25 protein-coding genes and 1 riboswitch are annotated in these 25,490 nt (G+C 47.3%); all 25 genes read left to right on the plus strand.

The features are described 5' to 3' along the window. The first annotated feature begins 68 nt into the window (after window positions 1–68). A complete protein-coding gene (locus tag ABIE27_RS06940) occupies window positions 69–1,298 on the plus strand; it encodes an FtsW/RodA/SpoVE family cell cycle protein (RefSeq protein ID WP_123065297.1) in 1,230 nt (409 codons plus the stop codon). Window positions 1,299–1,555: 257 nt separating this feature from the next. After that, complete coding sequence (locus tag ABIE27_RS06945) at window positions 1,556–2,782, plus strand: FtsW/RodA/SpoVE family cell cycle protein (RefSeq protein ID WP_429350188.1); 1,227 nt, start codon at window positions 1,556–1,558, stop codon at window positions 2,780–2,782. A 600-nt stretch (window positions 2,783–3,382) separates the two neighbouring features. Next, window positions 3,383–4,042: a stage II sporulation protein R gene (gene spoIIR / locus ABIE27_RS06950; protein WP_123065299.1), complete on the plus strand. Its 660-nt coding sequence runs from the start codon at window positions 3,383–3,385 to the stop codon at window positions 4,040–4,042. 215 nt (window positions 4,043–4,257) lie between these two features. Further along, on the plus strand, window positions 4,258–5,505 hold the full coding sequence (locus ABIE27_RS06955) for an L-threonylcarbamoyladenylate synthase (protein ID WP_429350260.1): 1,248 nt from the start codon (window positions 4,258–4,260) through the stop codon (window positions 5,503–5,505). A gap of 256 nt (window positions 5,506–5,761) precedes the next feature. Then, the gene (locus ABIE27_RS06960; RefSeq protein WP_123065300.1) at window positions 5,762–6,322 is read left to right on the plus strand and encodes a manganese efflux pump MntP family protein; all 561 of its coding nucleotides are present in this window, start codon (window positions 5,762–5,764) and stop codon (window positions 6,320–6,322) included. Window positions 6,323–6,385: 63 nt separating this feature from the next. Further along, the gene (locus ABIE27_RS06965; protein WP_123065301.1) at window positions 6,386–6,958 is read left to right on the plus strand and encodes a low molecular weight protein arginine phosphatase; all 573 of its coding nucleotides are present in this window, start codon (window positions 6,386–6,388) and stop codon (window positions 6,956–6,958) included. A gap of 90 nt (window positions 6,959–7,048) precedes the next feature. Continuing rightward, window positions 7,049–7,130: riboswitch (ZMP/ZTP riboswitch) on the plus strand. Between the two features lie 367 nt (window positions 7,131–7,497). Then, complete coding sequence (locus ABIE27_RS06970) at window positions 7,498–8,091, plus strand: TIGR01440 family protein (protein ID WP_123065302.1); 594 nt, start codon at window positions 7,498–7,500, stop codon at window positions 8,089–8,091. A gap of 255 nt (window positions 8,092–8,346) precedes the next feature. Beyond that, a complete protein-coding gene (gene glyA / locus ABIE27_RS06975) occupies window positions 8,347–9,594 on the plus strand; it encodes a serine hydroxymethyltransferase (protein ID WP_192895124.1) in 1,248 nt (415 codons plus the stop codon). A gap of 431 nt (window positions 9,595–10,025) precedes the next feature. Then, window positions 10,026–10,655: a uracil phosphoribosyltransferase gene (gene upp, locus ABIE27_RS06980; protein ID WP_090922856.1), complete on the plus strand. Its 630-nt coding sequence runs from the start codon at window positions 10,026–10,028 to the stop codon at window positions 10,653–10,655. 39 nt (window positions 10,656–10,694) lie between these two features. Continuing rightward, window positions 10,695–11,852 (plus strand): non-hydrolyzing UDP-N-acetylglucosamine 2-epimerase, encoded by a 1,158-nt coding sequence (gene wecB, locus ABIE27_RS06985; RefSeq protein WP_123065304.1) that lies wholly within the window; start codon window positions 10,695–10,697, stop codon window positions 11,850–11,852. Window positions 11,853–12,038: 186 nt separating this feature from the next. Then, on the plus strand, window positions 12,039–12,293 hold the full coding sequence (locus tag ABIE27_RS06990; protein ID WP_090922860.1) for an AtpZ/AtpI family protein: 255 nt from the start codon (window positions 12,039–12,041) through the stop codon (window positions 12,291–12,293). Beyond that, window positions 12,286–12,663: an ATP synthase subunit I gene (locus ABIE27_RS06995; RefSeq protein ID WP_145334442.1), complete on the plus strand. Its 378-nt coding sequence runs from the start codon at window positions 12,286–12,288 to the stop codon at window positions 12,661–12,663. The genes ABIE27_RS06990 and ABIE27_RS06995 overlap by 8 nt, the downstream gene beginning before the upstream one ends. A 47-nt stretch (window positions 12,664–12,710) precedes the next feature. Continuing rightward, window positions 12,711–13,529: a F0F1 ATP synthase subunit A gene (gene atpB / locus ABIE27_RS07000; RefSeq protein ID WP_090922864.1), complete on the plus strand. Its 819-nt coding sequence runs from the start codon at window positions 12,711–12,713 to the stop codon at window positions 13,527–13,529. Between the two features lie 74 nt (window positions 13,530–13,603). Continuing rightward, entirely contained in the window at window positions 13,604–13,828 is a 225-nt protein-coding gene (gene atpE, locus ABIE27_RS07005) for a F0F1 ATP synthase subunit C (RefSeq protein ID WP_090922866.1), read from the plus strand. A gap of 113 nt (window positions 13,829–13,941) precedes the next feature. Beyond that, window positions 13,942–14,430, plus strand: coding sequence for a F0F1 ATP synthase subunit B (gene atpF, locus ABIE27_RS07010; RefSeq protein ID WP_090922868.1), 489 nt, complete (start codon window positions 13,942–13,944; stop codon window positions 14,428–14,430). Beyond that, complete coding sequence (locus tag ABIE27_RS07015; protein ID WP_429350189.1) at window positions 14,427–14,975, plus strand: F0F1 ATP synthase subunit delta; 549 nt, start codon at window positions 14,427–14,429, stop codon at window positions 14,973–14,975. Before atpF ends, ABIE27_RS07015 begins: the two co-directional genes overlap by 4 nt. A 16-nt stretch (window positions 14,976–14,991) precedes the next feature. Then, a complete protein-coding gene (gene atpA, locus ABIE27_RS07020; RefSeq protein ID WP_123065307.1) occupies window positions 14,992–16,506 on the plus strand; it encodes a F0F1 ATP synthase subunit alpha in 1,515 nt (504 codons plus the stop codon). A gap of 115 nt (window positions 16,507–16,621) precedes the next feature. Next, window positions 16,622–17,494, plus strand: coding sequence for an ATP synthase F1 subunit gamma (atpG, locus tag ABIE27_RS07025; protein WP_123065308.1), 873 nt, complete (start codon window positions 16,622–16,624; stop codon window positions 17,492–17,494). 95 nt (window positions 17,495–17,589) lie between these two features. Then, complete coding sequence (gene atpD, locus ABIE27_RS07030) at window positions 17,590–18,993, plus strand: F0F1 ATP synthase subunit beta (protein WP_123065309.1); 1,404 nt, start codon at window positions 17,590–17,592, stop codon at window positions 18,991–18,993. A 63-nt stretch (window positions 18,994–19,056) separates the two neighbouring features. Continuing rightward, window positions 19,057–19,461 (plus strand): F0F1 ATP synthase subunit epsilon, encoded by a 405-nt coding sequence (locus ABIE27_RS07035; RefSeq protein WP_123065310.1) that lies wholly within the window; start codon window positions 19,057–19,059, stop codon window positions 19,459–19,461. A gap of 634 nt (window positions 19,462–20,095) precedes the next feature. Next, window positions 20,096–20,353: a DUF1146 family protein gene (locus ABIE27_RS07040; protein WP_090922880.1), complete on the plus strand. Its 258-nt coding sequence runs from the start codon at window positions 20,096–20,098 to the stop codon at window positions 20,351–20,353. A 521-nt stretch (window positions 20,354–20,874) separates the two neighbouring features. After that, window positions 20,875–22,221, plus strand: a complete 1,347-nt coding sequence (murA, locus tag ABIE27_RS07045; protein ID WP_192895125.1) for a UDP-N-acetylglucosamine 1-carboxyvinyltransferase — start codon at window positions 20,875–20,877, stop codon at window positions 22,219–22,221. 471 nt (window positions 22,222–22,692) lie between these two features. Then, entirely contained in the window at window positions 22,693–24,078 is a 1,386-nt protein-coding gene (spoIID, locus tag ABIE27_RS07050; protein WP_429350190.1) for a stage II sporulation protein D, read from the plus strand. A gap of 193 nt (window positions 24,079–24,271) precedes the next feature. Continuing rightward, window positions 24,272–25,009, plus strand: coding sequence for a M23 family metallopeptidase (locus tag ABIE27_RS07055; RefSeq protein WP_123065313.1), 738 nt, complete (start codon window positions 24,272–24,274; stop codon window positions 25,007–25,009). Window positions 25,010–25,180: 171 nt separating this feature from the next. Further along, window positions 25,181–25,468: a sporulation transcriptional regulator SpoIIID gene (gene spoIIID / locus ABIE27_RS07060; RefSeq protein WP_024632710.1), complete on the plus strand. Its 288-nt coding sequence runs from the start codon at window positions 25,181–25,183 to the stop codon at window positions 25,466–25,468. Window positions 25,469–25,490: the final 22 nt, after the last annotated feature.

The raw sequence follows: 25,490 nt of genomic DNA on the forward strand, positions 1-25,490 counted from the left end.
TTTGCCGTAAAATCCTCTACAATGGGGTATGCCGAAGATTTTCTGAATGCTTGGGGGAACATAATTACATGCTGCACAAATTCAAAAAGATCGATTACTCCATCGTTTTTATTCTAATACTCCTGATGGTTATCAGCATTTTATCTATTTATAGCACCACGTTTGGTCGTCCGAAGCTGGAAGGTCTGACACGAAGTGCAGTTATCTTTTATATTCTGGGCTTCATCGTTTTCTTCGGAATGTCGATGATCAACTACAAATTCATTATTAAAAACTATTTGTATATCTACGGCGTGGGCATGCTGCTGCTGATCTTTGTCATGTTTTTTGGTAAAGAATATTATGGTGCCAAAGGCTGGTTATCTGTATTCGGTGTCAGCTTGCAGCCTGCTGAATTATTTAAACTATGTCTTATCGTTTTTTTGTCTGCCCTATTGGCTCGAAAGAAAAATCGGCCCTTGTATTTTGGACGTGATGTGATTCCGGTTTCTCTGTGCGTTTTGCCGCCTTTGCTGCTTGTGCTGCTACAAAATGACTTGGGTAACGCCCTGAGCTATATCATTATTCTGATTGGTCTGCTCTGGATCGGTAATATCAAGTTTACCCATGCATTAATCGGTTTTATGATTGCTGTAGCTGCATTTGTCGGGGGCACGCAGGCATACATCCATTATCATGATGAGATCGTGAAATTCCTTAAGGATATCGGCCGTTCGCACTGGGCGGATCGTTTTGACCCATGGCTTGTGCCAGATCAGACATCCCGGGATGTGCTGTGGCAGACATATAATGCGAAGCTGGCTATCGGTTCCGGCGGAATTACGGGCAAAGGGTACATGGAAGGCACAACCATCCAATCCAACCGTGTGCCACTGGCGTATGCCGATTCGATCTTTGTTCAGATCGGAGAAGAGTTTGGTTTTATCGGCGCCTCCGTGCTGTTACTCCTGTATTTTATCCTGATCCACCGGTTGGTTTTAATTGCATTGGAGTGTAAAGATCGAGCGGGGCCATACCTTATCGTAGGCATTATTGCCATGTTGCTCTATCAGATCTTTGTCAACATTGGACCCTTCATTGGACTGATGCCACTGACGGGGATTACGTTGCCGTTTATCAGCTCAGGGGGTACGTCACTCGTGCTGAATATGATCAGTATGGGCATTGTGATGAGCATCAAGGTGCATACTGAGGAAAACGAAGATATTCTGGGATCGGCGGAGCAACCGAGTATTTCAGAGTTGGTGATGAAGCTGTTTAGACGCAAACCTGTGCAGCAGGATCAACCGGAACAGTGAATCGAACTATCGTACACGAAGTCAGATCGACCTTGGAACCGTTCTTCCCGGCATTTGCTGGGGAACGGACTTTCAAGGTTTTTTGGTTATTTTACAGGCAAACCTCTGTGCAGGAACTTAAATCATTACGTTAACCACACCACATGTAAAAGTTAAAGTGAACCGGATTTCCATTCTCCCATCCAATTAGGTACAATGGTAATATTGATCAATATTGGTAAAGCGCGAGGTGTGAACTAGGGGGATATTCAAACATCATGTGGAAAATGGTAAAGAAGCTGGATGGCGTCATACTTTTTGTTCTGTTGTTGTTAATGATTATAAGTATACTTGCGATTTACAGTGGAACACGCTTTGATCCCAAGTTGGCCAATCACCATGTGAAAACGATCTATTTCTATGTGGTCGGATTCATCGCAATCATTGGAATTGGTTTGTTTAATTACAAGTTGTACGTGAAATATGCGTTTCTACTATACGGTATAGGCATTGTTTTTCTAATATTGGCAAATGTGGTTGGAAGTACGGTGAATAATGCGAATGGTTGGCTGAAGATCACCGAAACCATTTCGTTTCAACCTGCAGAATTGTTCAAAATGATCCTTGTTCTGTTCCTCGCCCATTTAATTGTGAAGCGTAAACGTGGGGAACTCGGGTTCTGGAGAGATGTCGTGCCGATTGGGCTCTGGACGTTTATTCCGTTTGCACTCGTTATGGCACAGAATGACCTGGGTAACGCTCTCGGTTATGTGGTTATTCTGGTTTCCGTTTTATGGATCGGCAATATGAAGCTGAAACATGCGTTAATCGTGCTTACGATTGTGGGTGCATTCTTTATTGGTTTCATCAAATCGTACACCTTCTACCATGACGAAGTGTTTACCTTTCTGGAAAAGATTAAACGTGAACACTGGGCTGAACGGATCGATCCGTGGCTTGTCCCCGAGAAAGCTACAGCCAAAGCGATGTGGCATACGAAAAATGCAGGGCTTGCCATCGGATCGGGCGGAATTACGGGCAAGGGATTTTTGGAAGGAACCTCGGTTCAAAGCGGACGTGTGCCTTATACGTATTCGGATTCCATCTTTGTGGTGGTGGCAGAAGAATTTGGTTTTGTCGGAGCTTCGCTGTTAATCCTGTTATATTTTATCCTTATCCACCGGATGGTATTGATCGCACTGGAGTGCAAAGAACGGGCTGGGCCCATTATCATTGTGGGCATTATCGGGATGCTGCTCTATCAGGTGTTTGAAAATGTAGGTGCATTTCTTGGCCTTATGCCGCTGACGGGCATTACGCTGCCATTTATTAGTTATGGCGGTACGTCTTTGCTGATCAACATGGCCTGTATTGGGCTGGTGATGAGCATTAAGCTGTATGGTGATGAAGACGAGGATGAATGGCTGCCGGAGGAACAGTCTCCGTCGTTGATACAGCGGATTTGGAGTCTACTGAAAAAGAAAAAAGAGAACAGCGCGATGTAGTTGTGTTTTTCACGAGTTGGAGGGATTATTCATGATGAATAATTTTCAAAAGATTGTGTCTGTATTACTCGTGTTAATAACGGTTTTACTGTGCCTAATCTATGTGGAAATGAAACATAGTAATCAAATGCAAGAGAGTGTTATCCACCACCTGTATAATTCAAATTAAAACGGCACTCTAATCCGTTGCTGTCCTCAAAGAAAGCTTAGTGAATACTAGGCTTTTTTTGTATGTCCAAGAAGAATTGTTCAGGGATGTTTACGAGTTGCTTGCAGGTCTATGGATAAGTCGGGGGTCGCCTCTTATCTATAGGGATTGAGGGGCTGGATTGTTCAAATGAGCTACATAAGAGATTGCATGTGTGCAGCGTTTAGAGTAGATAAGTAAGAATTTGATAAGGGTGCTCTTTTCGTGACGGGGATAATGAGTATGTCTGTGTTTCTGTATTTCTGTGCCCTGTTATGAAGCTGGTTCATCCGTTTCTATGAATAAATTTAATAGATTTCAGGCTTATACTAGGTTTACTTCTTCCTCTACCGGGCATACTGATAGACATGAGAGAGTTGCAGCTGGATATCGGAACCGAGGGGGAGAACGGGATGAACAGACGAATTGTAAAACAAATTGGACTTATCCTTGTATGTCTTATGATGATCATTATGATGTGGGAAGGTCAGAAAACCGATGCGGCTGTTGCTGCTACTACTATTCCGGAGCAGTCGATTCGTTTGCGGATTCTAGCGAATTCCGATGCGGCCGGAGATCAGCTCGTGAAACGTGAGATTCGGGATGCAGTCGTTGCACAGATGGGCGAATGGGTTGGAGCGCTGGAGAATCCGCAAAGTCTGGAGCAGGCAAGGCATGTCATTCGGGAGCATCTGTCCGAGATTGAGAATCGGGTAGGGGAAGAGTTAATGAAACGTGGTCTAACTTATGAATATCAGGTGGAGCTGGGCACGGTTCCTTTTCCAACAAAGCTCTATGGTGGTACGGTGTACCCTGCTGGCGAATACGAAGCAGTACGGATTACGCTGGGCGAAGGCAAAGGACAGAACTGGTGGTGTGTGTTGTTCCCGCCGCTCTGTTTCATCGATGCAAGCACAGGCGATGCGCTGGCGAAACCATCGACAGTCTCTGCGGCATCCGCGGATGCAGTAGAGGTGAAGGCAACTGTGCAAGGTGAGACGCCCGAAGCTAGATTTTTTCTATGGGACGTTGCCGTGAAAATATGGGATTGGGTAGCAGGATTATTCGCTTAACAACCAATTAGTGATATATTTATATGCAGTGCGATATAAAATAAAAACTAAGGGATGGAAGTTTCGTTGCAGGTGTGCAGGGAGCTTCCTTTTTACGTGAACAGGATATGCGGAGGAAGTACCTTATGATTGGATCGAACCTGAAACGTGACAGATATGGTATACTTATATGTACTGAAATTGAACCTACTTGAAGTTTAGGGATGATGATATATATGACCAGAGAGCACGAAAAGGTACAACAACCCTCGTTTGAGGACAAGCCCGATAATGCGGCGGTAGAGAGAGCCAAGGTGGAACACAACACAGCCTTTTGGGATGTCAGAGCACTGTTGCATGAGCAGGGTGAGGCCGAGAACATAAATGTGCACGTGCAAGAGATTTCCCCAGTATCGGATGTGAAAAAGGCGAGTGCCGCCCGCGAAGCGGCGCTCGCTGACTTGCAGGCAGCCGCGGCCTGCCTTCGTCAAGGGAAGACGGTTGCCTTCCCTACCGAGACGGTCTACGGCCTCGGCGCAGACGCGCGCAGCACAGAAGCGGTGGAGGCGGTATTTGCCGCCAAAGGGCGGCCATCCGATAATCCGCTGATTGTGCATATCGCGCACCGTGACCAGCTGCATGAACTGGTCACTGAGGTAAATGCAGCGGCGGAAGCGCTGATGGCAGCCTTCTGGCCAGGCCCGCTTACGCTGGTGCTGCCGGTTAGGCCAGGGGCAGTGTCCCCGCGGGTCACTGCCGGACTGGACACGGTGGCCGTGCGCATGCCCGACCACCCGGTGGCGCTGTCACTCATCGCGGCGGCGGCATGCCCCGTTGCTGCGCCAAGTGCGAACCGCTCCGGGCGGCCTAGCCCGACCCTCGCCGCACATGTGCGGGAGGATCTGGATGGCCGCATCGGCGGCATTGTGGACGGCGGCCCCACCGGGGTGGGCGTCGAGTCCACCGTGGTGCAGGCCGGTGACGACGGTACCGTCACCATCCTGCGCCCAGGCGGCATTACGGCGGAACAGCTGTCCGCCGTGGCCGCCCGTGTCGCCACGGACCCGGCGCTTCTCGCCGAAGGGTCCGGTGGCGACAGCAACAGCCCGGCGCCGCGCTCGCCGGGCATGAAGTACACGCACTACGCACCCGCAGGGTCGCTGTGCGTGGTAGAGGGGCCGCCCGTAGCGGTAGCGGCCTGGACCCGCGCCGCCCTGGCGGAGGCGGCGCAGCGCGGAGAGCGCACCGCGGTGCTGGCGTTCGCCGAGCACGCGGAGCAGTACCGCGCCAATGCCGTGTTCTCGCTGGGCGATGCCAGCGAGCTACAGGAAGCTGCGCGCAGGCTATACGCCGCGCTGCGCAGCTGCGATGAGCAGGGCGCCACATATATCGTGGCGGAAGCCTGCTCACGCGAAGGGCTGGGAGCAGCCGTTATGAATCGGCTGCTCAAGGCGGCAGGCAACCAACTTATTCAAGTTGGCTGAGCCGCCCACCTAAGCGCTCCTGCCGACAGGATCAGGAGAGAACCTCAACTTTCGCAAGCAGTCAACACGTTTGCAAGCAGACGTAATGTTTAACGTAACACTCTATTATTTTCATGTTAGCAAGGCGCACTTGATCTGTTTTTCAACGGAACGCTGTATCGACACTTCTGCCCTCCAGTTTCTCTGTATCCGTCATGTTTGAGTCCTTGTCCGCATATCGTGTACAAGAACCTTTATGTGACTTGGGGGTATGAGGATGTGGGATGTGTCTGCCCATGTAGGGCAGTTGGTAACCATTCTGATTATGGCGGTTGCGCTGGGGCTTGATGCATTCTCGCTGGGCATCGGCATCGGCATGAAGGGTATACGGCTGCGGGATGTATTGAAAATTAGTACCGTTACGGCACTGTTTCATGTCATCATGCCGTTTGCTGGCATGTATATGGGTAAGTATGTCAGTTCCTTGCTGGGCAATATTACGAATTATGCAGCAGGCGGACTGCTGGTACTGCTAGGCGGTCACATGATTTTGAATGCATTTCGTGAAGGGGAGACCAAGCTGGTTGATCATCGATCTTTGCTGGGTATTCTTTTGTTCTCGCTTAGTGTCAGCGTCGACTCCTTCTCTGTTGGGGTATCGCTCGGCATGTTCAGCAGTGATCTTGTCCTGACCATCTTGGCCTTTGGTTTCTGCGGCGGTTTGATGTCAATCATGGGGCTGCTTCTCGGACGTAGGGTGAGTCAGAATTTGGGGGATTACGGTGAAGCTGTAGGCGGGGCCATCTTGCTTGCCTTTGGACTTTTGTTTATATTTTAAAAATAATACATGTAGACGATAGGATAGGTAGTTCACATCTTGATCAATGGGGAGGCTAACATAATGAAACATATTTTATTCGTATGTACAGGCAATACGTGCCGCAGCCCCATGGCAGAAGGGCTTATGCGAAAACTTGCATCCGAGCGCGGCATTGAGGTACAGGTTCGTTCCGCAGGTGTGGCTGCGTCGTCAGGTATGCCGATATCACGCCATGCCGAAGCAGTTTTGAAAGATCATCAGGCAGAGGGTCCATCCCAGTCTACACAGCTTAGTGAAGAGTTGATCGAATGGGCAGATCTGATTCTGACGTTAACGAGGAGCCATAAGCAACATGTGATGCAGGTGTTCCCGAATTCTATTCAGAAGACGTACACGCTGAAAGAATATGCCGAGAATGATGCACAAGTGCTTCAAGACCTGGAGGAGTTGGACAGCCTTTTTGCTACACTGGAAATGAAACGAGCCTTGGGACAGGAAATTCTGGCATCAGAGCGAGAACGTGCGATTGAAATTCGGCAGCGCATCCCAAGTTTCGATATCTCCGATCCGTTTGGTGGTAGCCGGGACGATTACAATATTGCTGCGGCAGAGATTCGTACAGCGTTATCCAAGCTTTTGGATAAGCTTGAATAATTCATCTGCACAGAGACAAGATATAGAACATGGAATGTAAATTAACCATTGATTTTCAAGTAGGGTTGATTTATGATGAAGGGGAAAACAGGGATCCGGTGTAACTGGCGACGAAGTGGGCACAACCACAATGGAGCACCGGAACAAACGGCCGGTCGCCTGGGCAAAAGAGCAATTCTGCGATACCCGCAGACTGCTCTTTTTTTCGTCTTTCATCTGATTTTTCGCTATAATAGTACCTGAAATGCCATGCAGCGCATATGTAGAGCAAATATTCACTATAAGTTGAACTATTCATTTACACGTTAACGGAGAGGACAAAAAAACCGAAAGCGTAGCGGTCGCCTGAAAGCTTTCTGCAAGAAAGCTACATCGGAAGCATACGCTTATCTCCGGATTTTCCCCTTTGGAAAAGGGAATCGAAAAAAATCGGGGATAACAGCTACTCTCCAGGTTATTCTGTCATTGGAGTGGACTGTGTAAAATCTTTAATTCAACTTATATAGATAGCGGGCATGATTTTATCGGGAGGCGATAGGATGACTATTGAATTGGATTCGGAACAACCCGGATTGCAGCAACAGACCGCATCGATCCTGCGCGAACTGGCAATTGCCGGTAAGCTTGGGTCTGGCCATGTTGTTGTTATCGGCACGAGTACAAGCGAGGTAGCTGGCCAGCGCATTGGAACAAGTGGTGCCGTCGAAGTGGCAGAGCAGTTGCTTGCAGGAATTCGTGAGGTGCAGACGGAGTTTGGTTTCGACACTGTATTCCAGTGCTGTGAACACCTGAACCGGGCGCTTGTCATGGAACGTGCATTGCTTCATCGGCTCGGACTGACAGAGGTTGGCGCTGTACCTGTGCCAAAAGCGGGTGGTTCCATGGCATCTACCGCCTATCGTTCACTTTCCGATCCATGTCTGGCTGAACATATTCAAGCCCATGCAGGTCTGGATATCGGAGAGACAATGATTGGCATGCATCTTCGCCATGTCGCGGTTCCTTTTCGGACATCGCTTCGTTACATTGGAGAGGCTCGTGTCACAGCAGCACTTACACGTCCGAAGCTGATTGGCGGCGAACGTGCGGTTTATCGAATGGAAGAAGAGCCTAATGCTACTTTTTGTGACTAACGTATAAAGCAAAATGATGTTTACACGAAAACGGAGAGTGCAACACCAATCTGGAGAAGCGAAGCGCTCGCCTAAAAGCTTTCCGAAGGAATGCTACATCGGAAGCATAAGCTATCCCCAGATTTCCCCTTATATATAAGGGTTCAAAGAAATCTGGGGATAGCAGCGATCGTAAGATGGTGATGCAATTGAAGTCAGAAGTGTAACCTGATGATTTGCTTTATAACTTCATTATAATTTAGGAGGAATTTAATCATGGAACAATTGCGTAAAAATGACCCTGCAGTATTGGAAGCGATGAATCTTGAACTGAAACGTCAACAGAACAACATTGAGCTGATCGCATCAGAGAACATCGTAAGTGAAGCGGTAATTGAAGCACTCGGCTCCGTTCTGACGAATAAGTACGCTGAAGGTTATCCAGGCAAACGTTACTATGGCGGCTGTGAGCATGTCGATATCGTTGAAGATATCGCGCGCGATCGTGCGAAAGAATTGTTTGGTGCGGAGCATGCGAACGTGCAGCCGCACTCTGGCGCACAAGCAAACATGGCTGTATATCTGGCAGCATTGAAGCCTGGTGATACCGTTCTGGGTATGAATCTGGCACATGGCGGTCACTTGACGCATGGTAGCCCGGTTAATGCTTCTGGTTTGTTGTACAACTTCGTTGCGTATGGCGTTCAAGAAGACACATTCCTCATTGATTATGATGAAGTTCGCAAAGCGGCATTCAAACACCGCCCTCGTCTGATCGTAGCAGGCGCAAGTGCATACCCACGTACGATTGATTTTGAAAAGCTGGCTTCCATCGCCAATGATGTTGGCGCGCTGTTCATGGTCGATATGGCACACATTGCAGGACTTGTTGCAGCTGGACTGCATCCTAACCCGGTGCCTCATGCGCACTTCGTTACAACAACAACACACAAAACGCTGCGCGGACCCCGTGGCGGTATGATCCTGTGCCGGAAGTCATGGGCAGCTGCCATTGATAAAGCGGTATTCCCAGGTTCCCAAGGTGGACCTTTGATGCATGTGATCGCTTCAAAAGCTGTAGCGTTTGGTGAAGCTTTGCAGCCTTCGTTCAAAACGTATGCTCAGAACGTGGTAAAAAACGCACAAGTGTTGGCTGAAACATTGATCGGTGAAGGATTGAACATCGTATCCGGCGGTACAGACAACCACTTGATGCTGATCGATACTCGTAGCGTAAACATCACGGGTAAAGAAGCAGAACATGTGCTTGATTCCATCGGTATTACCGTGAACAAAAACGCGATTCCGTTTGATCCAACAAGTCCGTTTATCACGAGCGGTATCCGTATTGGTACACCTGCGGCGACTTCCCGCGGTATGGATGAGAAAGCAATGGTAGCGATCGGTAAGATCATTGCCAAGACGCTTAAAAATCCAAAAGACACAGCAACACTTGATCAGGCACGCGCAGAGGTAACTGCCTTGACTGACCAATACCCGCTCTACACCGACCTTAAATACTAGTATTACTTATAAATATTGCTCGTGCTGTTTGTCTTTGAAGGTTGTTAAAATGGAATACAAAGTAACGAAGTGAGCAGAATGAGGCCGTAGAAGCGGAGCGCTCGCATTTATCCCCGAATTTTCACCTTTCTAAGGTGATCATAAAATTTGGGGATAACGGCGATCGAAGGAGCATTCTGGTGGCGGAGTGGTATTGTATTTAACATTTTGCTATTCAACTCACACAACAGCACGAGCAAACAGGACCGGATGAATCATTTTCCGGTCCTATTTTTGTAGGATTTGCTTTTCTGTAATGATTAGGTGCCCTTTGATGGTGTAATTCAGTGTGGGTGATGATATAATATACAGGATTTATCGAGCCTGTGAATGACGGCTAGGTATATTTGGAAATGCTTAACTCATGAAGAACTTACCGGAGGGACAATTTAATGGGAAAATTAGTAATATGTGATCACCCCCTGATTCAACACAAACTGACGTTTATACGCGACATGCGTACAAATACGAAAGATTTTCGTGAATTGGTTGATGAAGTAGCCACGTTGATGGCTTACGAGATTACAAGAGATGTAGAACTGGAATCGATCGACGTACAGACACCTGTAGCGGCAACACAAGGAAAGGTTATCTCTGGACGTATGCTTGGACTGGTGCCAATTCTGCGTGCAGGACTGGGGATGCTGGATGGCGTAGTAAAATTGCTGCCGGCGGCAAAAGTGGGACATGTTGGCTTGTTCCGTGATCCGGAAACGTTGCAACCTGTTGAATACTACACCAAGCTGCCTACAGATGTAACTGAACGTCAACTTATTGTGATTGACCCGATGCTTGCAACAGGCGGATCAGCAATCGCAGCGATTGACGTGCTCAAAAAGCGCGGTTGCACTCAGATCAAAATGATGAACTTGGTTGCAGCGCCAGAGGGAGTAAAAGCAGTACAAGATGCACATCCAGATGTAGATATCTATGTAGCTGCGCTTGACGACCGTTTGGATGATCACGGATATATCGTGCCAGGACTTGGCGATGCAGGAGACCGTCTGTACGGAACGAAATAAGCATATTTTCATGCGGATTAGAAAAGGGGCTTTGCTCAAATGTCCAAAAAAATTAAAGTTATGACTATTTTCGGGGTGCGTCCAGAAGCGATCAAGATGGCTCCGCTTATTCTGGAATTGCAAAAACATCCCGAGTCTATTGAGTCGATTGTTTGCGTAACTGCGCAGCATCGCCAGATGCTGGATCAGGTTCTTGAAGTTTTCGACATTCATCCCGATTATGATTTGGATGTCATGAAGGATCGTCAGACCCTGAACGAAATCACCATTCGTGTTCTTGGCGGTCTGGAGCCGGTTTTGCGTGAAGCTAAACCCGATATTGTGCTCGTTCACGGTGATACGTTGACTACATTTGTAGCCAGCTATGCAGCGTTCCTGCAACAGATTCAGGTTGGACATGTGGAAGCTGGTCTTCGGACATGGAACAAGCTGTCGCCGTACCCGGAAGAGATGAACCGCCAGCTGACGGGTGTTTTGGCTGATCTGCATTTTGCACCAACGGACTGGTCTTCTTCCAATCTTGCCAAGGAAAATAAATCGAAGTCTAGTACCTACGTCACAGGCAACACGGTAACGGATGTGTTTCAATATACAGTACGGGAGGATTACAAACACCCGGTACTTGATTGGGCACAAGGCAAACGCCTAGTGTTGATGACTGCTCATCGCCGCGAATCTCAAGGCGAGCCTCACCGCAACATTTTCCAGGCCGTCAAACGTATTGCTGACGAATTTGAAGATATTGCCATCGTGTACCCGGTGCACCCTAGTCCTGCTGTGAAGGAGCCGGCTCACGCGATTTTGGGGAATCATCCCCGTATTCAGTTAATTGATCCGCTAGACGTAGTGGATTTGCATAACTTTTACCCGCACACTCACTTGATCCTGACTGATTCAGGCGGTCTGCAGGAAGAAGCGCCTTCGTTTGGTGTGCCTGTTCTTGTATTGCGCGATACAACAGAGCGCCCAGAAGGCATCGAAGCGGGTACGCTCGAATTGGTAGGGACGGAAGAGGAACGTGTATATGAACGGACCAAGGCTCTGCTTACAGATGAAGCGCTGTATGCAAGCATGAGTCAAGCTGCTAATCCATACGGTGATGGACATGCATCGGAAAGAATTGTCAATGCGATTTTGCACCATTTCGGCGTAAAAAGTGAGCGTCCGGATTCATTTCACAGAAAGTTCAAAAAATAATTCACATTTTCTGTTGGATTTATAGAGGGGATAGCATACAGTTAAACTGTACGGTTTACGCGGGTTTATGGGCTTTATTGAGCTGTAGACCCGTCGTTTCTCCCTTTAAAACGCTAAAATCAATCAATTGACAAAGGCTCTCATCATTCAGTAAAATTAACTGGGATTGCAAGGGTGGCGAGGAAAATGGCCGATTCGAACAAACCAAATTCATCCCGTAACCATGATGATAAGGTCTGGAAAGCAATGGGGCTCGTGACAGCTTTTGGGATCGAGATTGCCTTGCTCGCTGTTGCCGGATATTACGCTGGCTCGTGGTTGGACAGGACCATTGGAGGCAACGGAATATGGATCGCCGTAAGCGTTCTCTTTTTTCTTGCGGCAGGCGGGGTAAGCATTTACTTTATTGCTAAAAAATTCATGGGGGAAAGTGATGAGTGAACTAGCCAGATATCGCAGATGGATGACCGTTTCCGTCATGTATATTCTCATGATTTGTTTTCTAACGGCTGCGTTTGTACCTCGTTTGGAAACGATTGCTTTGGGACTGGCCCTGGGTGTTAGCATTAGTTTGATTAATGCATTTTACCTGGGCTACAAGGTGAGGAAGATGTCCGATGATGCGGCAGAAGGTAATCTGAAGCGTGTGAACCTGGGATTTTTGACAAGAGCGGCGCTCGCAGTGCTTGGTATTTACATATCGATGCGCTTTCCGCAGTACTTCAATACATATGCGGTTGCAGGCGGTCTGGCCATTGCGCAATTTTCCCTATTAATTATAGGGATCATCATGTCCCGCAAAGCAGAGTGATTTTGAGTGTGGCAACTTTCAGGTAGAGAAAGGGGTGAGAAAAAAATATGCATGAAGCTCCAGTGATTATGCTTGGTGGATTTCATCTGGACTTGTCCGTACTATTGATGTTGATTGTAACCAGCGCCATTGTCTTCATTTTTGCCATCATCGCTACACGGAACCTGTCGGTGGATAATCCGGGAAAGCTGCAAAACTTTATGGAGTGGGCTGTTGAGTTCGTTCGTAATCTGATATCCAGTACGATGGACATGAAGAAAGGCAAACACTTTATTTCTCTCGCACTTACGATGATTTTGTTCATCTTCGTAGGAAATATGCTTGGACTTCCATTCCAGGCCGTTACCGATGTTAAGGATGTTAATGCAGCTACCGTTTTCGGGAAACCAATCGTTACAGCGGTTGAGGCTTATGAAAAGGCTCACGCGAAGGATCCAGAAGCGCATCCACATATCGAGCTGGCTTGGTTCAAATCGCCAACAGCTGACTTGTCTGTAACGATGGGACTAGCTCTCGTAGCTTTCCTCGTAGCACATGGACTGGGACTGTTCAAGAACACTAGAGGTTATCTGAAACACTATGTGCAGCCGTACGCGTTGTTCCTTCCGATTAATATTATCGAGACCGCGTCCAAGCTGCTCACGCACGGCATGCGTTTGTTCGCGAATATTTTTGCGGGTGAGGTGCTGATTGCAACCATCCTCAAATTGACCAGCTTCAAAGTGCTGGGCGCAATTTTCGCAATACCGCTGCTTGCAGTGTGGCAAGGTTTCAGTATCTTTATCGGCGGGATTCAAGCTTTCGTTTTCGTCATTCTAATGATGGTGTACATTTCACAGACCATCGAAACGCACGAAGAACATTAAGTTTTAGACCTGCGGGGATCTCTCCATCAGGCTGAACAATAAAATTGATTTATAATTTTAAGGAGGATATACAAATGGGAGCAATGGCATTAATCGCAGCAGCAATTGTTGCAGGATTGGGCGCTTTCGGCGCAGGTATCGGTAACGGTATGGTAATCAGCAAAACAGTGGAAGGGATCGCGCGTCAACCAGAAGCGAAATCCACACTGCAAACAACAATGTTCATCGGGGTAGGTTTGATCGAGGTATTGCCGATCATCGGTGTGGTACTCGCATTCATGTTCTACGGTGCTGCTTAAGACATAACACAGTACGGCGGGGAAGGCTGTAGCCCTCCGCGCCTTCTTTTTAGCTAGGAACTTATCCTGTAAGGGATAACGGTTTAGGATACCTCCAGGAAGGAGTGAACAGATTGAGTTTCTTATGGGAAAATACGCTTCTTGCGATTATCGCATTTTTGGTTTTATACTGGCTGCTTAGCCGTTATGCTTTCGGTCCGTTGTTCTCCATCATGGAAAAGCGTCGTGAACTCGTAATGAGCCAGATGAATGAGGCTGCTCAGACTCGGGAACAGGCGATTGCTTATGTGGAGGAGCAAAAACAGGCTCTGGAACAAGCACGCAAAGAAGCTCACGACATTATTGAACAGTCCAGACAAACGGGTGGCAAGCAGGCTGAATCCATTCTGGCTGATGCCAAAGCTGAAGCAACTCGTCTCAAAGACGATGCTGTACGTGAAATTGAGAGCGAGAAGAACAAAGCGGTTGCCGCACTTCGCAGCGAACTGGGTACAGCTTCCGTTCAGATTGCTTCCAGATTGATCAAAAAAGAAGTTGAGAACGGTCCAGCACAAGAGGAACTTGTGAACCAATACCTCAATGAGGTAGGGGGCCGACAATGAGCCGCGATACGATTGTTGCCAAGCGTTATGCAAAAGCATTGTTCGAAGTTGCTCTTCAGCAGCAGCAAGTGCTTGAAGTTGAACAGGAACTGCGTGCTGTTGTCAGTGGATTAACCGGAGATCAAGAGATTATCAAGTTTATTGTTTCTCCGAACATCTCTGATGAAGCCAAGCAGAATGTGCTTCATGCAAGCCTTGATGGCAAAGTGTCCGAACCTGTCCTTCGCACGGTTTTGCTTCTGATTGAGCGTGGCCGCGTGGAATTGTTGCAAGACCTGTTGAATGATTATGTGAAAATCGAAGGGGATTCCCTTGGAATCGCCGATGCTCGCGTATACTCGACCTATGCATTGAATGAAGAAGAGAAAGAAGCGGTAGCCCGTGAGTTCGGTGGCCGTGTGAATAAAAAGATCCGTATCGAGAACATTGTTGATCCTGCACTGCTGGGCGGATTGAAAGTCGCCATTGGCGATACGGTCTATGACGGCAGCTTGGCTGGCAAGCTCGAACGTCTTGAGCAGTCTTTTAACAGACGAGTACAGTAGATTGGGGTGAGGACACTTGAGTATCAAACCAGAAGAAATCAGTACATTAATTAAGAGTCAGATTGAACAATATAAGACTGATATCGATGTAGTCGAAGTTGGTACAGTTATTGAGGTTGGTGACGGGATCGCCCGTGTATACGGACTCGAGAATGTCATGTCCAACGAGTTGGTTGAGTTCCCAAGCGGTGTAATGGGCCTCGCCATGAACGTAGAAGAAAGCAACGTGGGTGTCGTTATTCTGGGACCTTACTCGGATATCCGTGAAGGAGACCAAGTAAAACGTACAGGTCAGATCATGCAAGTGCCAGTTGGCGAAGCATTGATTGGACGCGTTGTGAACCCGCTCGGTATTCCAGTGGACGGCAAAGGGCCGATCGCTACAACGGAATTCCGTCCGGTAGAAGGTAAAGCACCAGGCGTTATGGACCGTAAATCGGTTCATGAGCCGATGCAAACAGGGATCAAAGCGATTGATGCGATGGTTCCGATCGGTCGCGGACAACGTGAGTTGATCATCGGTGACCGTCAAACAGGTAAAACATCGATTGCGATCGATGCGATCCTGAACCAAAAAGGTAGCGGCATGAAATGTATCTATGTGGCTATCGGTCAGAAGCAGTCCACTGTTGCTCAGGTCGTAGAAACGTTGCGTCGTAGAGGTGCAATGGAATATACGATCGTAGTAACGGCATCCGCTTCCGATCCATCCCCATTGTTGTACATTGCTCCGTATTCCGGCTGCTCCATGGGTGAGTACTTCATGTACAAAGGCGAGCACGTGCTTGTAGTATATGATGACTTGACTAAACAAGCAGCTGCATACCGTGAGTTGTCCTTGCTGCTCCGTCGTCCTCCGGGCCGTGAAGCTTATCCGGGTGACGTATTCTACTTGCACTCCCGTTTGCTGGAGCGTGCTGCGAAGCTGAATGATGAACTTGGTGGTGGTTCTTTAACCGCTCTGCCATTCATTGAAACACAGGCTTCGGACGTATCTGCATACATTCCGACCAACGTAATCTCCATTACAGACGGTCAAATCTTCTTGGAGTCCGACCTCTTTAACGCCGGACAACGTCCAGCGATCAACGTAGGTATCTCGGTATCTCGTGTCGGTGGTTCTGCACAGATCAAAGCGATGAAAAAAGTTGCAGGTTCCCTGCGTCTCGATCTCGCACAATATCGTGAGTTGCAGGCGTTCTCTCAATTCGGATCTGACTTGGATAAATCCACTCAGGCTCGTCTGAATCGTGGTGCGCGAATGATGGAAATTCTGAAGCAAGGTGTAAACCAGCCGCTTCCTGTAGAACAACAGGTTGTCAGCTTGTACACTGCGGTTAAAGGGTACTTGGATGAAATCCCGACAGGTGATGTAACTCGATTTGAGCGTGAGTTCCTTGCGTTCATGGAGAGCAACCATGAGGAAATCCTTGGGTCCATCCGTGATACAAAAGAATTGACAGCAGACAATGAGAATGCACTTAAAGATGCAATTGAGAAGTTCAGAAAGAGCTTCGCTGTCTCTGTCTAAATAGATTCATGTAGCTGCGGAGTTGTTTAACCGATTCCGCATGTCTGCATGTGTAACTTGTAACGAAGCTTACGAAGTAACTTTGGCTTTGCCAAAGTTTTGAGGTGGTGAAATCATGGCAAAAGGCATGCGCGAAATTAAGCGGCAAATTAAAAGCGTACAAAGCACAAAGCAGATCACCAAAGCAATGGAGATGGTTGCTGCTGCAAAACTGCGTAAAGCGCAGGAAAAAGCAGAGGCTGCCCGTCCCTATTCAGAGAAGCTGAAAGAAGTTGTGGCAAGTATCGCAACAAGCACGCAAGGCATTCAGCATCCTATGCTGGATAGCCGTCCGGTGAAAAAGACAGCATATCTGATCATTACGTCGGACCGTGGTCTTGCGGGCGGATACAATGCGAATATTTTGCGTCAGGTTAATCTGACGCTGAAAGAGCGTCACAACTCTCAGGACGACTATGAATTGTTTGTTATCGGACGTAAAGGGCGCGACTATTTCAGACGTCGTGAAATGGCTATGGCTTCCACGATAACGGATTTGTCGGATTCACCTGCATTCGCCGATATCAAATCCATTGCTCATGAAGCGGTTCATGGATTTGAACTGGCTAAATTTGATGAATTGTACATCTGTTATAACCGCTTTGTAAATGCGTTGACCCAGATTCCAACGGTCGAAAAACTTCTTCCTATGGATACACCTGAGTTATCTGCTGCGGATGGACCGACTGCAAGCTACGAGTATGAACCTTCAGCTGAGGCTGTGCTGGAAGTTTTGCTTCCGCGTTATGCGGAGACATTGATTTACGGCGCATTGCTGAATGGTAAAGCGAGTGAGCTGGGCGCGAAAATGACGGCAATGGGCAATGCAACCAAAAATGCATCGAAGCTCATTAACGATCTGTCATTGACATATAACCGTGCCCGTCAAGCAGCGATTACGCAGGAGATTACGGAAATTGTGGCAGGTGCCAACGCAGCACAAGGCTAACCGTTTTTTATTTAATGAAGGCTTGCACTGCAAAAATGAATGAACGGAACTTTATTTTTGTCAAAGTAGCAGGCTTGTAGGAGGGGAACGTTAAGATGAACAAAGGACGCGTTGTGAGCATCATGGGTCCGGTTGTTGACGTCGAGTTTGATCGCGGCGGTCTGCCGGAAATCCTCAATGCCATTACGATCACTACAGCAACCGAAAGCGGCGTTAGTGTAAATCTTACACTCGAAGCTTCGAAACATCTGGGTGACAACCGGGTACGTTGTATCGCGATGTCCTCCACGGACGGTCTCGTACGTGGCATGGAAGCCGTAGATACTGGAGCTCCAATCTCTGTACCTGTCGGTGAAGCGACACTGGGCCGTGTATTTAACGTACTCGGTGAGGCAATCGATACTGGCGGTACAGTAGCAGCTGAACACAAAAATCCGATTCACCGCTCTGCTCCTGCATTCGATGAACTGACTACCCAAGCTGAAATGCTTGAAACAGGTATCAAAGTTATCGACTTGCTGGCTCCTTACGCAAAAGGTGGTAAAATCGGTCTGTTCGGTGGTGCCGGTGTAGGTAAAACGGTAACGATTCAAGAACTGATCAACAACATTGCGCAGGAGCACGGTGGTATCTCCGTATTTGCCGGTGTTGGTGAGCGTACACGTGAAGGTAACGACTTGTATCACGAGATGAGTGATTCCGGCGTTATCAACAAAACAGCAATGGTCTTCGGACAAATGAATGAGCCACCAGGCGCACGTCTTCGTGTAGCCCTCACAGGTTTGACGATGGCGGAATATTTCCGTGATGAAGAAGGCCGTGACGTGTTGCTCTTTATCGATAACATCTTCCGTTTCACCCAAGCGGGTTCAGAAGTATCTGCCTTGCTTGGACGTATGCCTTCCGCGGTAGGTTACCAACCTACGCTGGCAACCGAAATGGGTCAATTGCAAGAGCGTATTACTTCAACGAAAAAAGGATCGGTTACATCCATCCAGGCGATCTACGTCCCTGCGGATGACTACACTGACCCGGCTCCTGCAACAACGTTTGCTCACTTGGATGCAACAACAAACTTGGAGCGTAAAATCTCCGAGATGGGTATCTACCCAGCGGTAGATCCACTCGCATCCAGTTCCCGGATCTTGTCTCCTGAAGTTGTTGGCGAAGAGCACTATAGCGTTGCACAAGGTGTAAAACGTATCTTGGCACGTTATAACGAACTTCAAGATATCATTGCGATCCTGGGTATGGACGAGCTCAGCGAAGAAGACAGAGCGCTCGTTTATCGTGCGCGTAAAATTCAACGTTTCTTGTCCCAGCCTTTCCACGTTGCTGAAGCATTTAACGGTATTCCGGGTAAATACGTTCCGGTTAAAGAAACGGTGCGCAGCTTTAAAGAGATTCTCGAAGGCAAGCATGACGATCTGCCGGAAGCAGCATTCCTCTTCGTGGGTACAATTGAAGAGGCAGTGGAGAAAGCTAAAACACTGGTATAATCTGAGTCCAGGATTGTCCTTATGAAGCGAGCTATCCTTCGGATAGTTTCAGGAGGGATGGAATTGAGCACCTTTTTGTTGGAAATCGTAACGCCTGAGCGTCTGGTCTATTCACAACAAGTGGACAGCATCATTGCTCGTGGTATTGAAGGGGAACTGGGGATTCTCCCTGGTCATATCCCGATGGTTACACCTTTACAGATTGCACCAATCATGATCAAAAACGGAAAAGAGAACAAGCAGGTTGCCATTGGCGGCGGCTTTATCGAAGTACGCAAAGATAAGGTTGTTGTACTCGCAGAGAGTGCCGAATTCCCGGAAAGTATTGATGTGGATCGTGCGCGTGCGGCTAAAGAACGGGCAGAACGCCGGCTTGCCAGCCAGAGCAATCAGGACCACTTTGATCACCGCCGTGCAGAGATTGCTTTGCAAAAAGCGGTTAACCGGATCAACGTGTACGGCAAATAAAGTGATTCATGGAACCCGGTGGCATAGTCTACCGGGTTCTTTTAATCTTTCACGAGGAAATCAATCCAGTGGAGTACAACGATAGTATGCCACTACATTATTTAATGAATTCGAACGTTAGAGAGTGTTCTCTTTATATAGTATGAATGTACTTTACATGATTAGATTCACCTTTCAATGATAAGGTGAATAACATGTAGGACTTAAGTAGTATAGGCATATCCCCCTGATAGAACTAATTTTACGAGACTTAGTTGAATTATTTCCGAGGAAATGACAGAATCGATATCGTTATAATGCTCTTTGATGTCGTTTTAGTCACACAATACTGGCGGATAATAATTAAAATGTTTTTGAAGTGGAAATCAATGTAGTTGACAAGTAATAGTGAAACAGCCTATATTCCTTAGAGTCGGCAGATGCAAGAAGTTGGATACTAGATTCCTTCATCATGCATAGCTGAATTGCTGTTGCTTGGTCATGTAGGCATCAGATGATCTTGTCAGATCGAGGGATACCTGACAGTTGAACAGACTTGTTTCCTGCTTCGAACATTCCTGTGTACTAACAAGTTATGGGGGCAAGGCATATGATATGCCGATCGTTGCAGCAATGAAGGTGGAGGTAAGAAGATATGGGTAATGATCTGGCAAATCAGGTGAACCAGACATTGAGCACCAACAGCCTGATCTCAATTGTCGTTTCTCTTATATGTATAGCGATTACATGGTGGTCATTGCAAAATCTGAAATTGGATTTAGTAATCAGACAGCCGAAGGGTCCTCAGGGAAGACTGTTACATTTGTTGCTTGCCATTATTTTAGGGCATGCCGTTGCAGGCTTTGTTATTGATTATTTGTCTTGGACTCAAATGTTAAGAAATTTGTTTTAATGTTGAGATGGTTGGTTAATCATCTGTTAGGTTCTTCAAGCGGCTCATTGTCGAATAACATCGATTAATTGTGTTAACAATTAGAGTATGAGCTGTCGGCCAAAATGTAAGAAATAAATGTGAACGTTCAACGGAACGAATTTGAAGTGTTTATGTAAAAAATGCTTGTATCGGACAATTCAACAATGTTATGATGGAAGTTAGGGAATTCACAATTTTTCACTAATTATGTAGGTTATAAAGGGGATATCCGGTAGTTACCGGCTAAAAACCATCCCAATTGGTCTGTTCTGATGCTAAGATGGCCTTTTTAATGAGTTCTCAAGCCATGAAGCAGGATGTACAGTACACATGGTATCATCGATATGAATTATACAAACCAATTCTTTTCTGATCAGACATCTGTGCGTACATGCCAGAATTTGTCGAAATTCCACACACAGCAACAGTCCTTTCTATCACAGTGGGGCTTACGTATTCCGGAATGAGGAAAAGGGAATAAAAGCGCGGAGGGAACCATGATGAGCAAATTTATCGTCCGCGGTGGCAAAAGGTTGACCGGAAGTGTCAAAGTTAGCGGCGCTAAAAATTCTGTTCTTCCGATCATCGCTGCCTCTCTCTTAGGGGAAGAAGGACAAAGCGTTATTATTGACGCACCTCCTCTAGACGATGTGATGACGATTAACAAAGTGTTGGAATCGCTAGGAGCGGGAGTTACATACCGGGACGAAGTGATTACCGTAAATGCGGAGAACCTTACTTCCTGTGAAGCCCCGTATGAATGGGTTAGTAAAATGCGGGCGTCTTTTCTGGTCATGGGGCCTTTGTTGACGCGTTTGGGTCAAACAAGAATCTCACTGCCTGGGGGATGTGCCATAGGTACACGACCGATTGATCAGCATCTCAAAGGGTTTGAAGCCATGGGAGCCGAGATCAGCTTGGGCCAAGGTTATATCGAAGCACGTAGCCAAGGACGGTTGCGCGGGGCGAAAATTTATCTGGATGTGGCTTCTGTAGGTGCCACTCAAAATATTATGATGGCTGCAACTTTGGCCGAAGGTGTAACGGTTCTGGAGAATGCGGCGAAAGAACCTGAGATTGTGGACCTGGCTAACTTCCTGAACGGGATGGGTGCAAAGGTTCGCGGAGCCGGTACAGGCGTCATTCGTATCGAAGGTGTAGAGAAACTGTCTGGCGTTAAGCATACGGTAATTCCGGATCGTATTGAAGCAGGAACGTATATGGCTGCCGCAGCAATCTCTGGTGGCGACGTATACGTTGAAGGCGCCATCTCTGATCACTTGGGTTCCGTCATTGCGAAACTTGAAGAAATGGGTGTAACAGTACAACCTGACGAGAATGGTGTGCGTGTTATTGCAGACCGTCCACTCAAAGCAGTGGATGTCAAAACGTTACCATACCCAGGATTCCCGACAGATATGCAATCCCAAATGATGGCTTTGTTACTTGCATCCGAAGGAACGAGCGTTGTGACGGAAACGGTTTTTGAGAACCGCTTTATGCATGTTGATGAGTTCCAATTGATGAACGCGGAAATCAAAGTTGAAGGAAGATCCTCTATCATTACAGGCAATGCTAAGCTGAAAGGTGCTAAAGTGACAGCTACAGACCTGCGTGCAGGGGCTGCTCTGATTATTGCTGGCTTGGTCGCTGAAGGCACAACTGAGGTAGGTGGCGTACATCACATCGACCGTGGTTATGTACATTTGGCAGAAAAGTTAAATGGCCTTGGGGCAGATATCTACCGGATTTCGGTGGAAGAGCCTAAGCTGGATGCTGTAAAAGCGCCTAGCGAAAAGGTTGAGGAAGAAGTTTCTATGTTCAAAGTACAACCAACTTGGGCGTAAATCCTCATTTATATCACATAGCGTTTATTTCTGTATCGCTACTCTACTGTGGAGATTGCAGGATTAAAATAACGTATCATATTTGTATGATGAAGCTAAGCCTCCGGGCTTGGCTTTTTTGTGTTCTTTATGCAAGTTCGAACGATATATGAGGATGGTCTGTTAAAGACCTGATTCTATTAATACCTGATCCTAACTCTGTATAACATAACATCTAAGTTTGGTTCTATTTTGACCATATGAAAGAGCGGTTATTCCATACCGATTGATCGGGATGCACTGTGTAACCTGCGTAGTAACAGTGCTTTCAAGCATCTACACTAACAAAGGACGAGTTGATTATTAGATAACAACGGTTCTCGTTTCTCTTAAATCCGGTTCTATCAGATCGAGTGAACTCATATCTTAAACTATGGATTTGAGAAAAGAACCAGCCATGATCTGGTTATCGACAACGGAGGGGTATCACGGATGAAAGAAGCTCGTGTACAGGTGAAAGTGCCTCTTGTCCCGCGGCCCGGAATGCTGGGATCAGAGGAGAGTTCAACCCAGGATGCAGAGAAAGACAGGCTCGCTACTGAGAAGAAAAGAGGTAACCCGCTACAGGTGGCGAAAATGCACATAGTAATAGGGAGTAAGCAAGAAACGATACATGCTAAACCTGGGGAATATGTTACAGAGGAACTGAAACAGGAAGCCACAGAGCATATAAATATCCCACTTATTGAATTGGATGCATTTCGTAAGGTGAAACGTCGCCCTATGCGTACCTTCGGTCGCCGTCGCCACTGGGGACGTAACCCAGGGCTTTGGCATCCTGCCACAGCGGTATCAGCACTGCTTGTTCTGGCGATATGCATTCCGGTCATCCTGGTGTGGCCGCGAGCAGGCGAGCAGACAAAACCAACGCCTGCTCCTACAGATGCGAACCCTAGCAAAGGTCTAAATACTCCTAGTCCTGTACCTGCAACGCCTGTAAGCTATCCTGAGCCGAATGTGCGTGTTTACTTGTCGGCTGCCGGGACAACGTTAGAATTGCCACTTGAGTCATATGTGACGGGAGTAGTTGCTGCCGAGATGCCAGCTGAGTTCAGACTGGAAGCTTTGAAGGCTCAGGCGATAGCCGCTCGCACTTTTATCGTGAGAAGACTTGTTGCAAATGATACAAGTGGCGTACCTTCAGGTGCAGCAGATGTCACGGACACGATTAGTCATCAAGTCTTCATTCCACCCGATGAGGTAAAGGCTGATTGGACAAGGCTGGGTAAAGCGAAGGAGTGGGAAAAACTTCAGCAGGCTGTTCGTGAAAGTCGCGACGCAGTTATGACGTATCAAGGCCGCGCGATCACAGCATCATTTTTTTCAACTAGCAACGGATATACGGAAAATGCAGAGGATGTGTGGGGCAACGTTGTTCCCTATTTAAAAAGTGTAGCTAGCCCATGGGACAAACAGCTTGCGCCAGGTTTTGAAGAAACCGTTACGATGAAGCGCAGTGAAATATTGCAGAAGATGAACCTGGATGCAATTCCGGTCTCAGCAGATCAGAATGGTTCTTGGATCAAAGTGTTGTCTACGACCAAAGGACATCGTATTAAAGAAATCCAGATTGCAGGCGAAACGTTCAGTGGCCCGGAAGTCCGCAAACGCCTCGGGCTCAGATCAAGCCAGTTCAGCTGGAAAACAACAGGTGATGAAGTACAGATTACAACGTATGGTTATGGTCATGGGGTGGGTATGAGTCAATGGGGAGCGAATGGTATGGCGCAAGAGGGGCGCACGGCTACCGAGATTTTGAAACATTATTACACCGGAATTTCCTTCGGACAGGCATCCAAGATGCTAGCCTCAAAGTAGGAGGGATAAATATGGTGGATGTTTCTCTACCAACCTCCCATTACGGAGCTTTTAAGATTTGGCTATATATGCGGAGCGGGGCACGCACTAACTACCCATATATAGCATTCTTTGAAAGCTGTGTGAAAATTTTTAGAGTCGCGCGTGTATAAAAGAGTTGCACCCGGTAACACTTGTTACTGAGGTGATCAAGATGAATGAAAACAACAAAAAAACAATCCAAGAAGAAACTCCTAAAACAACTCAAGGAGTACCGGCAGCTCAGCCCTCTTCATGGAGAAAAGCAATGTCCAAACGTTGGGTTTTCCCGGCAGTCTACATCGCAGCAGCAGGCATTATACTAACTCTAGTGTGGGTCTATCAGGGAACAGGCGATAAAGCACTGAACCCGGACTCTCCTAAAGAAACAGTAGAAACAGGTGCAGCGAGCAATGAGGGAGCCGTTACAGGTGGGGATCAGGAAAGTGTGGAAGTTGTTGCAAAGTCGGAAAATTTCGTATGGCCAGTAGCATCCCCGTCCGAGATTTCGGTCGTGAAACCATTCTATGACAACGAGGCTTCAAGTGAAGAGCATGAGGCAGCGATGGTGCAGTACAATGACACATTTATTCCGAATACGGGTGTCGATCTGGCACGCGGTGATAACAAATCATTCGAGGTCAAAGCAGCACTCAGCGGAAAAGTTACACGTGTTGAGCAAAATCCGCTTACAGGTCAAGTGGTGGAGATTACTCACGGCGATAACCTGAAAACCGTTTACCAAAGCCTTGCAGACGTCAAAGTGAAACAGGATGATGAAGTGAAGCAAGGAGATGCGATTGCATCTGCTGGTGTGAGCGAGCTTGGCAAAAACCTGGGGAACCACCTTCACTTTGAAGTTTATGAAGATGGTCAGCCTGTAAACCCGCAAGGATATCTTCCGGAAAAATAAATGATTTTTACCGCACTAACATGATGGGCAGGGGTGAATAACCTCTGCTTTTTTTATGCTTTTCAGAAAATAATGGGACCTTCGAAGCTTGTCACACCTCTAAACCGCGAATATATAGGCATGCTCCTCATATAATGTACCAAACTATCCACACAGTAGGGAGGCGGGAGCGTGCACGATTACATCAAGGAACGGACCATCAAAATTGGTCGCTGCATTGTTGAGACAAGAAATACGGTCCGTACCATTGCCAAAGAATTCGGCGTGTCAAAGAGTACTGTGCATAAGGATCTGACGGAGCGTCTGCCGGAAATCAACCCTGATCTTGCTGACCAGGTCAAACACATTCTGGAATACCATAAGTCGATCCGTCATTTGCGGGGCGGTGAAGCGACCAAAATCAAGTACAAAAAAACGAGTGGAAAAAAACGTGAGGTGCTGGCTTCCGCCAAATCATAAGCAAGTTCTTCGAGAACTAGGC

Origin of the sequence: Paenibacillus sp. 4624 (assembly GCF_050435065.1) — a bacterium.
Taxonomy (GTDB): Bacteria; Bacillota; Bacilli; order Paenibacillales; family Paenibacillaceae; genus Paenibacillus; species Paenibacillus amylolyticus_D.

Coding starts and splice junctions, on each gene's coding strand:
- ABIE27_RS07015 (WP_429350189.1), top strand. CDS start 14,427: ATGAGCCGCGATACGATTGTTGCCAAGCGTTATGCAAAAGCATTGTTC.
- ABIE27_RS06970 (WP_123065302.1), top strand. CDS start 7,498: ATGACTATTGAATTGGATTCGGAACAACCCGGATTGCAGCAACAGACC.
- ABIE27_RS07055 (WP_123065313.1), top strand. CDS start 24,272: ATGAATGAAAACAACAAAAAAACAATCCAAGAAGAAACTCCTAAAACA.
- ABIE27_RS07040 (WP_090922880.1), top strand. CDS start 20,096: ATGGGTAATGATCTGGCAAATCAGGTGAACCAGACATTGAGCACCAAC.
- ABIE27_RS06960 (WP_123065300.1), top strand. CDS start 5,762: ATGTGGGATGTGTCTGCCCATGTAGGGCAGTTGGTAACCATTCTGATT.
- ABIE27_RS06940 (WP_123065297.1), top strand. CDS start 69: ATGCTGCACAAATTCAAAAAGATCGATTACTCCATCGTTTTTATTCTA.
- spoIIR (WP_123065299.1), top strand. CDS start 3,383: ATGAACAGACGAATTGTAAAACAAATTGGACTTATCCTTGTATGTCTT.
- atpD (WP_123065309.1), top strand. CDS start 17,590: ATGAACAAAGGACGCGTTGTGAGCATCATGGGTCCGGTTGTTGACGTC.
- wecB (WP_123065304.1), top strand. CDS start 10,695: ATGTCCAAAAAAATTAAAGTTATGACTATTTTCGGGGTGCGTCCAGAA.
- glyA (WP_192895124.1), top strand. CDS start 8,347: ATGGAACAATTGCGTAAAAATGACCCTGCAGTATTGGAAGCGATGAAT.
- murA (WP_192895125.1), top strand. CDS start 20,875: ATGAGCAAATTTATCGTCCGCGGTGGCAAAAGGTTGACCGGAAGTGTC.
- atpG (WP_123065308.1), top strand. CDS start 16,622: ATGGCAAAAGGCATGCGCGAAATTAAGCGGCAAATTAAAAGCGTACAA.
- atpB (WP_090922864.1), top strand. CDS start 12,711: ATGCATGAAGCTCCAGTGATTATGCTTGGTGGATTTCATCTGGACTTG.
- ABIE27_RS06995 (WP_145334442.1), top strand. CDS start 12,286: ATGAGTGAACTAGCCAGATATCGCAGATGGATGACCGTTTCCGTCATG.
- atpE (WP_090922866.1), top strand. CDS start 13,604: ATGGGAGCAATGGCATTAATCGCAGCAGCAATTGTTGCAGGATTGGGC.
- upp (WP_090922856.1), top strand. CDS start 10,026: ATGGGAAAATTAGTAATATGTGATCACCCCCTGATTCAACACAAACTG.
- ABIE27_RS06965 (WP_123065301.1), top strand. CDS start 6,386: ATGAAACATATTTTATTCGTATGTACAGGCAATACGTGCCGCAGCCCC.
- ABIE27_RS06945 (WP_429350188.1), top strand. CDS start 1,556: ATGTGGAAAATGGTAAAGAAGCTGGATGGCGTCATACTTTTTGTTCTG.
- ABIE27_RS06955 (WP_429350260.1), top strand. CDS start 4,258: ATGACCAGAGAGCACGAAAAGGTACAACAACCCTCGTTTGAGGACAAG.
- ABIE27_RS06990 (WP_090922860.1), top strand. CDS start 12,039: ATGGCCGATTCGAACAAACCAAATTCATCCCGTAACCATGATGATAAG.
- spoIID (WP_429350190.1), top strand. CDS start 22,693: ATGAAAGAAGCTCGTGTACAGGTGAAAGTGCCTCTTGTCCCGCGGCCC.